The following is a 12549-nucleotide window of genomic DNA, read 5'->3' on the forward strand; positions in this document are numbered from 1 at the left end:
AATCGCGGTCCTCAATCCGAAAGATCGGTGAACAGGTTTTCGCTCTCGACGAAATCCAGCCTGTCATGCTCGATCGTACCCTCGTTGATGTCGCGCAATTCGACCCGGCCATCCCCGAACCCCAACACGACGGTGTCACAGATATCGATGAAGAGGCCGTTTTCAACCACGCCCGGCATCTGGTTGAGCACCAAAGCCAGCTGTCTCGGGTTGCCGATCCGTTTCAAGTGCAGATCCAGGATGTAGTTGCCCTCGTCGGTGACATAGGGCGCATCGCCGTTCATCCGCAGGGTGGTGTCGCGGCCCAGCACATCCATCGAGATCAGAGTTTCCTCGATCAGCGCCTGGGTGGTCTGCCAGCCAAAGGGAATCACCTCGACCGGCAGCGGGTAGGCCCCAAGGTGCTCCACCTGCTTGCCGATATCGGCGATCACCACCATCCGGTCCGAGGCGGTGGCGACAATCTTTTCCTGCAGCAACGCCCCACCGCCGCCCTTGATCAGGTTCAGGTCGGCGTCGAATTCGTCGGCGCCGTCGATGGTCAGGTCGAGCCAGCGCGCCTCGTCCAGGCTGATCACTTCGATACCGACATCGCGGGCCAGTTCGGCGGTGCGGGTCGAGGTCGGCACGCCTTTGAATTTCAGCCCGTCCTCGCGCACCATCTCGCCCAGGCAGCGCACCAGCCATGCGGCGGTGCTGCCGGTGCCAAGCCCGACGCGCATGCCGTCCTCGACGAAATCGGCGGCGCGACGGGCGGCGACGAATTTGGCCTTGTCGATGGGCGAAAGTTCTCCGGTCATGGCAGCCTCGTTCGGAATGGATCACCGGCGTTATAGGGAAAACCTCCGGCCTCTGCGAGGGCTATTCCGCCGGGGCAGGCTCACTCGGACCGGTAGAGCTCCGAGGTCTTGTCGCGCACCGCCAGCCACCAGCCCGATTGTTCCGGCCATGATCCATATCCCGTGTCATGGCCCAGCACCCGCGCCGCGTGCAGCGCCCACATCGGATCGACCAGCGCCTCGCGCCCGATGGCAATCAGATCGGCCTGCCCGTTGGAGAGGATCTCCTCGGCCTGTTGTGGATGGGTGATCAGACCCACCGCCATCGTCGGCATCTCCGCCGCGCGCCGGACTTCCTCGGCGAAGGGAACCTGGAACCCCGGCTGCCGCTTGCCGCTGCCGCTGGCGGTCGCCGCGCCCGCGATCCCGGAGGAGGAGCAATCCATCACGTCGATGCCGATCTCTTTCAGCCGCTTGGCCAGCTCCACCGTGTCCGGCAGGGTCCAGCCCACCGGGTCGCCATCGACGGCAGATGTGCGAAAGAACACCGGCAGATCCCCGGGCCAGGTCGCGCGCACCGCTGTCGCAACCTCCAGCGCAAGGCGCATGCGTCCCTCCAGATCGCCGCCGTATTTGTCGGTGCGCTTGTTCGAGAGCGGCGACAGGAAGGAGTGGATCAGGTAGCCATGCGCGCCGTGGAGTTCGACGATCTTGTAACCTGCGGATTGCGCCCGGCGGGTGGCCGCCACGAAATCCTCGACCAGCTGGCCGATCTCTTCCTCGCTCAGCGCATGCGGCATCGGCCAGCCCTCAGCGACCGGAATCTCGGACGGGCCAACTGGGGTCCAGGGCATGTCGCCGCGGGCGAAATCGGCCTCGCCCAGCGGCCCGTTGCCGAACCAGGGCCGCTGCATCCCCGACTTGCGGCCCGCATGGCCAAGCTGCACCGCCGGGATCGCGCCATGGGTCAGGGCGAATTGCGCCACCCGGGCATGCCCGGTGATCTGGCTGTCGCACCATAGCCCGGCGCAGCCATGGGTAATGCGCCCCGATTTCTGCACCGCCGTCGCCTCGGTAAAAACGACCCCCGCCCCGCCGATGGCAAAACGGCCCAGCTGGACCATGTGCCAGTCCTCCAGGTGTCCGTCGTGCGCGGAATACTGGCACATGGGCGAGATCACCACACGGTTGCGGGCGGTGACCCCGCGCAGGGTGACGGGGCGGAACAGATGCGGCGTGTCGGTCATGGGGCCTCCCGGGGTATGATTGCCGGCACGCTATCCCGGGCGCCGGGGCGGTGCAATCGGGGACATCGATGACTTGTTTCCGATCGGAAATGTCGCTTTGGTGCGCCCGAGTCGCGCCCCTCCTCGGATAAGAGTCGCCGCATGATCACGCCCTACCGCCTGCACTATGCCCCCGACAACGCCTCGCTGGTGATCCGGCTGGCGCTGGAGGCGCGCGAGTTGCCCTATGAGACGGTGCTGGTGAACCGCCGCACGCGGGAGCAGGACAACGCCGCCTATCGCGCGCTGAACCCCGCCGGGCTGATCCCGGTGCTGGAAACGCCCGACGGACCGCTGTTCGAGACCGCCGCGATCCTGCTCTGGCTGGCCGACCGCCACGGCGGGCTGGGGCCGGCGCCGGATGATCCGGGTCGCGGATCGTTCCTGAAATGGCTGTTTTTCACTTCCAACACGCTGCACGCCGATCTGCGCATGCTGTTCTATCCCGGCCATTATGCCGGCCCCGCGCACACCGATGCCCTGCGCGAAGGGCTGACTGCACGGCTACCCCGGCACCTGGCGCTGCTCGATGCCGCCGCCGCGTTACCCGGCTGGCCCGGCGGCGCGCTGGAGCCCTACCTTGCCTGCCTGCTGCGCTGGATGGCGCTGTACCCCGACGATTTTGACCGGTGCTGGTTCGCGCTGTCGCAGTACCCGGCGCTGGCCGCGCTCTGCGCCCGCGTCGAGCAATCAGACGCCGCCCGCGCCGCCGCCCGTGCCGAGGGGCTGGGCTCCGCGCCCTTCACCGCCCCCCGCCCCGCAACCCCGCCCGAAGGGACCGCCACCTGATGTTTCTTTCCGTCTTCGACATGTTCAAGGTGGGCGTCGGCCCGTCCTCGTCGCACACCATGGGGCCGATGGTCGCCGCCGCGCGGTTCCTCGCGCTGATGCGCGCCTCGCCCTTCGACTTTGCCGGGCTGCGCGCCTCGCTGCATGGCTCGCTCGCCTTCACCGGGGTGGGTCATGCCAGCGACCGGGCCACCATCCTCGGGCTGGCCGGCTTCGTGCCCGAGACCTACGAGGCCGAAAAGGCCGAGGCGGCGCTGTCGCAGATCGCGGCCGACAAGATGATCCGCCACGACGACCTCGGCCCGCTGCGGTTCGATCCGGCGCAGGACCTGGTCTTTGACTACGATCACGTGCTGGAGGGACATGCCAACGGCATGATCCTGATGGCCACCGACGCGCAGGGCGACGTGATCCTGCAACAGGTCTATTATTCCATCGGCGGTGGCTTCGTGCTGACCGAGGAGGAACTGGCCGAGGGCCGCGACACCGATGACGGTCCGCCGGTCCCCTATCCGTTCAAATCCGCCACCGAGATGCTGGAGATGGCGCGCAAGAGCGGCAAGACCATCGCCAGCATGAAACGCGCCAACGAGGTGTCGCGCGGCGGCGCCGAGCGGCTGGCCGGCGGCACCGCAAGGGTCTGGGAGGTAATGAACGCCTGTATCGAGCGCGGGCTGGGGGCGCGCGGCATCCTGCCCGGCGGGCTGGAGATCCGGCGCCGGGCGCATGACATCCACCAGGCCCTGCAGGCGGAATACGGCATGAACCTGACCGCGCCGCATACCATCAACGACTGGATCGCCACCTATGCCATCGCGGTGAACGAAGAGAACGCCGCCGGCGGACTGGTGGTGACCGCACCGACCAACGGGGCGGCCGGCGTGGTGCCGGCGGTGATCCGCTATTGGCTCGACCATGTGCCGGGGGCCAGCACGGAGCGCATCGAGGAGTTTCTGCTGACGGCGGCCGCGATCGGCGGGCTGGTCAAGTACAACGCCTCGATCTCCGGTGCCGAGGCGGGATGCCAGGCCGAGGTGGGCAGCGCCGCCGCGATGGCCGCCGCCGGGCTCTGCGCAGTGATGGGCGGCAGCCCCGAGCAGATCGAGAACGCCGCCGAGATCGCGCTGGAGCATCACCTGGGCATGACCTGCGACCCGGTCAAGGGGCTGGTTCAGGTGCCCTGCATCGAGCGCAACGGGCTGGGCGCGATCAAGGCGGTCAGCGCAGCGAGCCTGGCGCTGCGTGGCGACGGGCGGCATTTCGTGCCGCTGGATGCCTGTATCGAGACCATGCGCCAGACCGGTGCCGACATGAGCGAGAAGTACAAGGAAACCTCGCTGGGCGGGCTGGCGGTGAACGTTCCCAATTGCTGAGTGCGCCCGCCCCGCTTGCGCTGATCCGCCGCGCCGCCTAGCGTGACGCCATGACCGCCGACCGGCCCGTTCTGGGCATTCTCCTGATGCTTGGCTTCTGCCTGCTCGCCCCGCTGGGCGACGCGGTGGCAAAGCTGCTGGGCGAGACCCTGCCGCTGGGCCAATTGCTTTTGGTGCGCTTCGCGGTCCAGGCGGCGATGCTGATCCCGCTGGTCGCCGCGACCGGGCGGCTGTGGCGCATGCGCGGGCGGATCCTGCGGCTGGCGGCGCTACGCACGCTGCTGCATATGGGCGGCATCGGCTGCATGTTCACCGCGTTGCAATACCTGCCGCTGGCCGATGCCATCGCCATTGCCTTCGTGATGCCGTTCCTGATGCTGTTGCTGGGCAAATACGTGCTGGGCGAAGAGGTGGGCGGGCGCCGCCTTGCCGCCTGCGCGGTGGGATTCTGCGGCACCCTGCTGGTGATCCAGCCCAGCTTTGCCGAGGTGGGCTGGCCGGCGCTGTTTCCGCTTGGCGTGGCGGTGCTGTTCGCGCTGTTCATGCTGGTCACCCGGCAGTTGGCCAAGGATATCGACCCGATCGGGTTGCAGGCGGTCAGCGGGGTGATGGCGACCGCCGTGCTTCTGCCCGTCCTGTTGATCGGCGATTTCGCGGGCAGCGCACCGCTGTCCCTTGTCGCCCCGTCGGGCGGGGAATGGGGGCTGCTGGCCGCCATCGGCGTGATCGGCACCTGCGCGCATCTGCTGATGACCTGGTCGCTGCGCTACGCCCCGGCGGCGACGCTGGCGCCGATGCAATACCTCGAGATCCCCGTCGCCACCGGGTTCGGCTGGCTGATCTTCCGCGACCTGCCCAACGGGCTGGCCGGCGCCGGCATCTGCGTGACCGTCGCCGCCGGTCTCTACATCGTCATGCGCGAGCGGGCGATGGCGCAGGCGAAACCGCCCCCGGCGCAAGCGCCCGTGTGACCGCCGCCAGCGCCGTGCGCGGAACGATCACCAGAAGGCCCGGCGCGTCGGTCTCGATCCGCACGGCGCCCAGCGCCCGGTTCGACGTGCCGACACGCCCGTCCGGGGCCAGTTCCAGCCCGTCTATCGGCCACTCCAGCCCCTGTGACCGCCCGGTCAGCCGGCACATCGGGAACAGCGACACCACCGCCCCAGGTTCCAGCTCCAGCGCCAGGCGCGGCGGGGCGTGGAACACGAGCTCTCGCGGCCCCACCAGAATGCAGGACTGTCCGGGATGGCGCACCAGGGTGTTGAAGGCGCCCAGCTGGTGATCCACCCGCGCGCCGAGGAACCCCACAGCCAGCATCAGCGGCGCCGCGACCGAGCGCATGATCTTGTCGAAATCGGTGCTTTCCTGTTCCGCTATGGGAAACAGCCGCTCGGACGGAATCCGGTCTCGGTCGTCGTGGCTCAGCGAATCGAAATCCCCGATCACCGCGTCGGGCATGTACCCGGCGGACAGCGCCGCCCCTGCCCCGCCATCGGCCGCGATCAGCCCCGGGGCAAGCGCCAGCGCCGTTTCCAGATCGTCGGGCCCGAGCGCCCCGCCGCCGACCAAGGTCACCGGGGTGGCGAATTGTTTTACCTGCGTTTTCATGCCCTCCTTAATGGGGGTTTTGCAAACGGATCACAATCTGGCCACAAAATGATACGGTCTTTGGCACAGATTCGGGCCGAATTTGTCGCTTCCGGGGTGTTTGGTCAGTCCAACTGATCTGAAAAGGACGAGCAGCCTATGGTACAGAGTAACAAGGTATTGACCGTTTCCTACGGCACGTTTTCCTGCACGCTGGAGGGATTCGAGGATTCCTTCGATACCATGAAGGCGATTGCCGAGTACTTCCGCGATCTGGCTGCGGATGACAGGTATTTCGGCGCCGAACCGCCACAGCCCGACACCGAGATGCTCGCCCGCATCGCCGAACGCGAGGTCGCCCGCCATGTCGAGGCGCGCCGCGAGGGGTCGGGCTTTGTGCTGCGCGCGGCACAGGCCACGGCGCCGGCGGCGCTGGCCGCAACGGAAGCCCCCGGCGACACCGCCGCACCCGAGAACAAGACAGCCGCTGCCACGGAGCCCGCCGAGGCACCGGAGCAGACCGCCCCGGAGGTATCGGAGGCGGAAGTCGAGGCTCAGGCGCCGGAGGCTCAACCGCAGTCCGAGGCGGATGCCGCGGCCTTCATGGCCGCGACCGAGGACACTGCTGAGGATTACGACGAGGACGACGGTTCCGCTGAAGCGGCCATCGCGGACGAGGAGATCGAAGAGGTCGAAATGGCCTCCGCGGAGGAGGACTTCGACGAGGGCGAGGACTACGACGAGGTCGATATGGCCACCGCCGAGGAGGTCCTGGCCGAACCGGTGGCGCCCCCGGCCCCCCCGGCCCCCGACAGCATCGCCGCCAAGCTGCAGCGGATCCGGGCCGTGGTGTCGCGGAACGAGCAGGCAACGATCGAGGTCGAATTCAGCGAGGACGAGCATTCCGAGGATGCCTTTGCCGCGGCACCGACCGATGCGCTCCTGGCCGATGAGGTCCTGGACGAAGAGATCCTGGCAGAGACCGCCGAAGACGACATCGAAGACACCGCTGAAGTCACTGCGCCCGGCTTCGAAGACACCCCCGAGGATCACGGCACAGCCGATGCCGAGACCGAAGCCGAGCCGGACGAATACACCGACGACCTGGAAGACGATCCGATCATGGCCCGTCGCGCCGCCCGGCTCCACCGTCGCCTGGCCCGTGCCCAGCATGTCGGAGACGAAGACAAGATCGCCAAGGTCGAGGCCGCGATTCGGGCACTGGCGGAGCCCGAGACCCTGGACGACGAGAACGACGACGACGACACCCTGTTCGCCGATCTCGATCGCGCGCCGGAGGCAGGCTTGGACGACACCGACGAGAACATTCTCGCCGCCGAGCCCGAGGACGGCTTTGACGAGGAGATCGAAGGCCGTGCTGCCACGCAGGCCGACGCACGCGCGCCCCGGGTGGTGATGGCCAGACATGCCAGGACGCATGACGACGAATCGCCCCGCGCAAAGGCACCGATCGTTCCCAGCATCGAACTGCCGCCGAGCACGCTTGAGCCCGACGCCGAGGCCGAGCTGATGCGCGAACTGGCCGAGGTCGAGGCCGAGCTGCGCGGCGAAGCCGCCAAGGCGCAGCCCGTCGCACCGGCCGAGCCGACCCAGTCCGAGGCCACCGCGACCCGCAAGGCGCGCGAGGCCAGTTCCGATCTGTCGCGTCTGATGGCCGCGGCCGACGAAAAGCTGGACGCCCCCGAGGCCACATCCACCCGCGAGGCCTATTCGCACCTGCGCGCCGCCGTCGCCGCCACCCGCGCCGAGCGGTCCGCCGGAGGCGAGGTCGGCCAGGATGAGGACACCGAGGCCTATCGCGCCGATCTGGCCCGCGTGGTGCAGCCGCGCCGCCCCAAACCCGCCGCCGCGCACACCCGGCGCCCGGCCTCACCGGAACAGCAGCGCCCGGCGCCGCTGAAACTGGTGGCCGAACAGCGGGTCGATGATGGCCAGGCCAAAGCCGCGGTCAAAACCGGCCCGGTGCGCCCGCGTCGGATTGCCGCCACCGTCGAGGCCCCGGCACCGGTCGCCCCCGACGAGAGCTTTGTCGCCTTTGCCGAGGAAATGGGCGTGCAGGAGCTGCCCGAGCTTCTGGAGGCCGCAGCCGCCTATATGCAGTTCGTCGAGGGCCGCGACCAGTTCACCCGCCCGCAACTGATCCACAAGGCCCGCGAGGCCGTCGAGGGCGACTTCAGCCGCGAGGACGGTCTGCGCGCCTTCGGAACGCTGCTGCGCGAAGGCAAGATCATCAAGACCGAAAACGGCCGCTTCATCGCCTCGGGCGAAATCGGCTTCCAGCCGGCCTCGCGCGCCGCCGGCTGAGCCGTCACCATCGCACTGCGCCCGGCAACCGGCGCAGGCACCTGGGGGAAAGGCAGGCCGGTGGCCTGCCTTTTCATTTCCGCGGCGCGGATGCCCGGGGAACCGGACCTCCCGGCGCGTCAGCCCTGCTCGTCATCGGCCTCCGGGTCGGCCTGCCCGACCCCTCGAAAGACGAACTTGAAGGGAACCACCCAGAGAATGCCCAGCGCGACGTAAACGATCAGCTCGACCAGCATGGAAGGCCGGTCAATCCAGTTCACCAGCGTCACCGCTGCGACGATATAGACCGGCATCCCGACCAGAAGGATCGCAAGCGACCAGCGGCGGCGGGCCTTGTAGCTCAGGGCGTGTCTGTCGCTCATGCGGGCCTCAGTCGGCAAAGGGATCGGTGACGAGGATGGTGTCGTCGCGCTCGGGCGAGGTTGAGAGTAGCGCGACCGGGCACTGGATCAATTCCTCGACCCTTCGGACGTATTTGATCGCGTTGGCAGGCAGATCGGCCCAGCTGCGTGCGCCCTCGGTCGATTCGCTCCAGCCCGGCATCTGTTCGTAGACCGGCACGCAACGGGCCTGTTCGTCGGCCGCCGTCGGAAGATAGTCGAGCCGCTTGCCGTCCAGGTCGTAACCGACGCAGATACTCAGGGTCTCGAACCCGTCCAGCACGTCGAGCTTGGTCAGCGCGATACCGTTCACCCCGGACACCGCGCAGGTCTGGCGCACGAGGGCGGCATCGAACCAGCCGCAGCGGCGCTTGCGCCCGGTCACGGTGCCGAACTCATGGCCCCGCTCGCCCAGCCGCTGGCCGTCGTCGTCATCCAGTTCGGTTGGGAACGGCCCCTCGCCGACGCGGGTGGTATAGGCCTTGACGATGCCGAGAACGAAATCGATGGCGCCCGGCCCGATGCCGGTGCCGGTGGCGGCCTGCCCGGCGATCACATTCGACGAGGTGACAAAGGGATAGGTTCCGAAGTCGATATCCAGCAGCGCCCCCTGCGCGCCCTCGAACAGGATGCGCTTGCCGGCCTTGCGCTTTTCGGTCAGCACCTTCCAGACCGGCGCGGCGTATTGCAGGATTTCCGGCGCGATTTCGTTCAGCCTGGCGATCAGCGCGTCGCGGTCGATGGCCTCGAGCCCCAGCCCGGAGCGCAGCGCGTTGTGATGCACCAGCGCGCGGTCGACCCGCAGTTCCAGCGTGGCCCTGTCGGCCAGATCGGCGACACGGATCGCCCGACGGCCCACCTTGTCCTCGTAGCACGGGCCGATGCCGCGCCCGGTGGTGCCGATCTTGGCGACCGAGTTTTGCCCCTCGCGGGCGCGGTCCAGCTCGCCGTGGAACGGCAGGATCAGCGGCGTGTTCTCGGCGATCATCAGCGTCTCGGGCGTGATCACGACGCCCTGTTGGCGGATATTCTCGATCTCGGACACCAGGTGCCATGGGTCCAGCACCACGCCGTTGCCGATCACGCTGAGCTTGCCGCCGCGCACCACGCCCGACGGCAGCGCGTTCAGCTTGTAGACCTCGCCGTCGATCACCAGCGTATGGCCGGCATTATGCCCGCCCTGGAACCGCGCGATCACGTCCGCCCGCTCCGAGAGCCAGTCCACGATCTTGCCTTTTCCCTCGTCGCCCCACTGGGCGCCGACCACGACGACATTGGCCATTTCCGGTCCTTCGCTGCGCTTGTTCAAACCCGCGCCGGTATAGCGATGCCGATGCGGCAGGAAAACCGGAAAGTGCGCGCCGCCCGGTGCGGGGCTGGACAGGACGGCGGCTTTGAGCCTATTTGCGCCCAACAAAACGGGGGGATCGTTACCATGGGTCTGTTGTTGCGCTGGGTTTTCGCCTTTGCCCTTCTCGCGCTGACCTACAACCCGACGCCGTGGAATTTTGTCCGCTGGTCGATGGAGAACTACGACACGTCGCTCTCCATCACCGTGCTGATGGGGCTGATATTGCTGATCTGCTACATCGTCTACCTGCGCGCCACCTTGCGCTCGATCGGCGGATTCGGGATGTTCCTGGTGCTTGCCGTGGTGCTGGCGCTGCTTTGGGTTCTTTATGATCTCGGGCTGCTGGCGCTGGACAACCGCGATCTCAACGTCTGGCTGGGCCTGTTGGCGCTTTCGGCGGTGCTGGGAATCGGCCTGGGCTGGAGCCACGTGCGCCGGCGGCTTTCGGGGCAGGCGGATATCGACGACGTGGACGAATAGCGGCGGCGGTCACGCCCCCTTGGGCAGATGCACCGGATCGCCATGCGGGGTCGAGAGATAGGCCGCCTCCCAGGCGGCGCGCAGGCGCTCCACCTCCTCCGGCGCGGCCTCGCCCAGATCGGCGAGCAGGCCCTCCAGCGTCTCCAGCCAGGCGGTGAAGTAATCGTCGCCGCCGTCGAGTTCCTTTTCCAACCCGTGGCGCGCCAGAGTTTTCGAGAACCGCGCGGTCCATTCGGGCCAGGCAAAATGGCCCGCCTCGTTGAGAGACACGGTAAGCGCAAAGACCTGCCCATGCCAAGGCTGGGTGAAAACGGGTTCAGGTGCCTGATCGCTCATGCCGGCTCCAGATAGCTTTGCCACAGGTCGAGGGTGACCTCGTCGCGGGGGTTTTCCGGCGCCGCCCAGAGTTCGCTGGCGGGAAACACCACGGTGTAAAGCGGCTCGGGGGTCTCGCCCAGCCCATGGGCATGGGCGTCGGGTAGCACATGCGCACCATGACAGCGCAGCACAGTCCCCACCGCCCCTGCCGCATAGGCCGGCAGGCGGGTGTGACCGCCATCGACCAACCGGTTGGCGGCAGGGCGCAACGTGCGCACCCGCTGGCCGGGGGCAAAGGCAGGTTCCCCGTCAAAGGGCCGGTCCGTCGGCCCGCCTTTGGCAAGCGCCGCCGCGACAGCCCCGGGTTTGAGCGCACGATCGGCCAGCGCATGGCGGCCCTCATCGCCCTGCCCGCGCAGATCGTCCGCGCTCAAGACCCCGTTATCGACCAGCAGATCGGTCAGCGCGGCGGTCCATTTCTCGAAATAGGACAGGCTGGCATAGTCCTTGGGCGACAGGCATTCGCGGGCGTGCCGCGACATGTCGAGGTTCCATTGCCCCAGCGCCCCGGCGGCCAAGGTCACCGCCAGCGCCCGTGCGTGCCATTCCTCGGCAAAGACCGGGTCGTCGGGCGCGCCGGGATCGACCGGCCCGTCACCGAACCGTCCCCCCATGTCGTGCACCCGGGTCATGCGCCCGACGCCCGTGCCAGACCGGTGCCGACCATGCTGTCGCGGGTCACCAGTTTCGCAAGCTCATCGACACCCATCCCCTCGGTGCCCTCGGGGCGGCGGGGAATCACCAGGTAACGGACCTCGGCGGTGGAATCCCAGACCCGCACGGCGGTGTCCTCGGGCAGGGTGACACCGAATTCGGCCAGCACCTTGCGCGGCTCGCGCACCGCGCGAGAGCGGTAGGCATCGGATTTGTACCAGGCCGGCGGGATTCCCAAGAGCGGCCAAGGGTAACAGCTGCACAGGGTGCAGACGACCATGTTGTGGACCTCGTCGGTGTTCTCCACCGCCACCACATGTTCGCCCTGGCGGCCGAAAAACCCCAGGTCGGCAACAACCGGCGTGGCGTCCTCCAGCAGCGCCGCGCGAAACGCCGGATCGGCCCAGGCCCGGGCCACCACCTGCGCGCCGTTCCGGGGGCCGATGCGATTCTGGTAGGTGTCGATGATCTCGTCCAGCGCGGCGGGCTCGATCAGCCCCTTGCGCGCCAGCAGGGTTTCCAGCGCCCGCACCCGCAGCGCCGGGTCGGGCGGCAGCAGGGCGTGCGGATCGTCGTGGTCATGGTGATCGTGCGGCATGGGCGCAGAGTGCGCGCGCACCCTCGGGTTTGTCCAGCCCGCAGTTGCATCCCCGGGAGGGCGGAGTGCAACTGATCGCTTGCCCCGCCCGGCAAACTTCCCTACATACCCCGCGACACCGGGAAAGCGCTGCAGGAACTCATGGAAAACGTCGTCCTCATCATCCACCTCCTTCTCGCCGTCGGCCTGATCGCCGTCGTGCTGCTGCAGCGGTCCGAAGGCGGCGGTCTGGGGATGGGCGGCGGTGGCGGTGGCGGCGGCGGCGTGATGAGCGGCCGCGCGGCGGCGACCGCGCTGGGCAAGGTGACCTGGGTTCTCGCGGCGGCCTTCATCGTGACGTCGATCCTTCTGACCATCATCGCGGCGGAGAAATCGGCCGGCACCTCGGTGCTCGACCGGCTGGGCAAGACCCCGGCGGTAGAGGAGACCGGCGACGCCGCACCGAGCCTGCCGGCGGGCCAGGACCTGTTGCCGCCAGCCGAGGGCGACAACGCACCGCTGGTGCCACGGGCCGACTGACCCACTACAAATAGAAATCTGAAAGAGAACCGCAACAGCATCTTGCGGTT

14 protein-coding genes are annotated in these 12549 nt (G+C 68.0%); 6 read left to right on the top strand and 8 right to left on the bottom strand.

Annotation, left to right across the window (positions count from 1 at the left end; genetic code table 11):
* Positions 1-11: 11 nt before the first annotated feature.
* Positions 12-800, bottom strand: a complete 789-nt coding sequence (gene rpiA, locus P1U75_RS19955; RefSeq protein ID WP_300246544.1) for a ribose-5-phosphate isomerase RpiA — start codon at positions 798-800, stop codon at positions 12-14.
* Between the two features lie 80 nt (positions 801-880).
* Positions 881-2026, bottom strand: coding sequence for an NADH:flavin oxidoreductase/NADH oxidase (locus tag P1U75_RS19960; protein WP_300246546.1), 1146 nt, complete (start codon positions 2024-2026; stop codon positions 881-883).
* 141 nt (positions 2027-2167) lie between these two features.
* Here P1U75_RS19960 and P1U75_RS19965 point away from each other — a divergent pair, with 141 nt between their 5' ends.
* From P1U75_RS19965 to P1U75_RS19975, 3 genes are read left to right on the top strand one after another with little or no spacing between them, the layout of a single operon-like run.
* Positions 2168-2854 carry a glutathione S-transferase family protein gene (locus tag P1U75_RS19965; protein ID WP_300246548.1) on the top strand — a complete coding sequence of 229 codons (687 nt, stop codon included), beginning with the start codon at positions 2168-2170 and terminating at the stop codon, positions 2852-2854.
* The gene (locus tag P1U75_RS19970; protein WP_300246550.1) at positions 2854-4227 is read left to right on the top strand and encodes an L-serine ammonia-lyase; all 1374 of its coding nucleotides are present in this window, start codon (positions 2854-2856) and stop codon (positions 4225-4227) included. Before P1U75_RS19965 ends, P1U75_RS19970 begins: the two co-directional genes overlap by 1 nt.
* Before the next feature lie 50 nt (positions 4228-4277).
* Positions 4278-5198: a DMT family transporter gene (locus P1U75_RS19975; RefSeq protein WP_300246552.1), complete on the top strand. Its 921-nt coding sequence runs from the start codon at positions 4278-4280 to the stop codon at positions 5196-5198.
* Here the strand turns inward: P1U75_RS19975 and P1U75_RS19980 are convergent.
* The gene (locus P1U75_RS19980; protein WP_300246554.1) at positions 5140-5835 is read right to left on the bottom strand and encodes a thiamine diphosphokinase; all 696 of its coding nucleotides are present in this window, start codon (positions 5833-5835) and stop codon (positions 5140-5142) included. The two genes, P1U75_RS19975 and P1U75_RS19980, sit on opposite strands and share 59 nt — an antisense overlap.
* A gap of 138 nt (positions 5836-5973) precedes the next feature.
* On the opposite strand from P1U75_RS19980, the gene P1U75_RS19985 reads away from it, so the two are divergent.
* Positions 5974-8139: a chemotaxis protein CheA gene (locus P1U75_RS19985; RefSeq protein WP_300246556.1), complete on the top strand. Its 2166-nt coding sequence runs from the start codon at positions 5974-5976 to the stop codon at positions 8137-8139.
* 119 nt (positions 8140-8258) lie between these two features.
* Here the strand turns inward: P1U75_RS19985 and P1U75_RS19990 are convergent, their stop codons facing one another.
* Both P1U75_RS19990 and P1U75_RS19995 read right to left on the bottom strand, forming a co-directional pair.
* Entirely contained in the window at positions 8259-8501 is a 243-nt protein-coding gene (locus P1U75_RS19990) for a DUF2842 domain-containing protein (protein WP_300246558.1), read from the bottom strand.
* A 7-nt stretch (positions 8502-8508) separates the two neighbouring features.
* Positions 8509-9801 (bottom strand): adenylosuccinate synthase, encoded by a 1293-nt coding sequence (locus tag P1U75_RS19995; protein WP_300246560.1) that lies wholly within the window; start codon positions 9799-9801, stop codon positions 8509-8511.
* Between the two features lie 153 nt (positions 9802-9954).
* On the opposite strand from P1U75_RS19995, the gene P1U75_RS20000 reads away from it, so the two are divergent.
* Positions 9955-10350, top strand: coding sequence for a DUF6524 family protein (locus P1U75_RS20000; RefSeq protein WP_300246561.1), 396 nt, complete (start codon positions 9955-9957; stop codon positions 10348-10350).
* Positions 10351-10359: 9 nt separating this feature from the next.
* Here P1U75_RS20000 and P1U75_RS20005 read toward each other — a convergent pair whose 3' ends face one another.
* Genes P1U75_RS20005 through nthA form a run of 3 tightly spaced genes read right to left on the bottom strand, consistent with a single transcriptional unit; the run spans position 10360 to position 11980 of the window.
* Positions 10360-10686, bottom strand: coding sequence for a nitrile hydratase accessory protein (locus P1U75_RS20005; RefSeq protein WP_300246562.1), 327 nt, complete (start codon positions 10684-10686; stop codon positions 10360-10362).
* Complete coding sequence (gene nthB / locus P1U75_RS20010; RefSeq protein WP_300246563.1) at positions 10683-11360, bottom strand: nitrile hydratase subunit beta; 678 nt, start codon at positions 11358-11360, stop codon at positions 10683-10685. Before nthB ends, P1U75_RS20005 begins: the two co-directional genes overlap by 4 nt.
* Complete coding sequence (gene nthA, locus P1U75_RS20015; protein ID WP_300246564.1) at positions 11357-11980, bottom strand: nitrile hydratase subunit alpha; 624 nt, start codon at positions 11978-11980, stop codon at positions 11357-11359. The genes nthB and nthA overlap by 4 nt, the downstream gene beginning before the upstream one ends.
* A gap of 141 nt (positions 11981-12121) precedes the next feature.
* Between nthA and secG the strand changes: the two genes are divergently transcribed.
* On the top strand, positions 12122-12499 hold the full coding sequence (secG, locus tag P1U75_RS20020) for a preprotein translocase subunit SecG (protein WP_300246565.1): 378 nt from the start codon (positions 12122-12124) through the stop codon (positions 12497-12499).
* Positions 12500-12549: the final 50 nt, after the last annotated feature.

The sequence above is a fragment of the Antarcticimicrobium sp. genome (assembly GCF_029212575.1).
Taxonomy (GTDB): Bacteria; Pseudomonadota; Alphaproteobacteria; order Rhodobacterales; family Rhodobacteraceae; genus Antarcticimicrobium.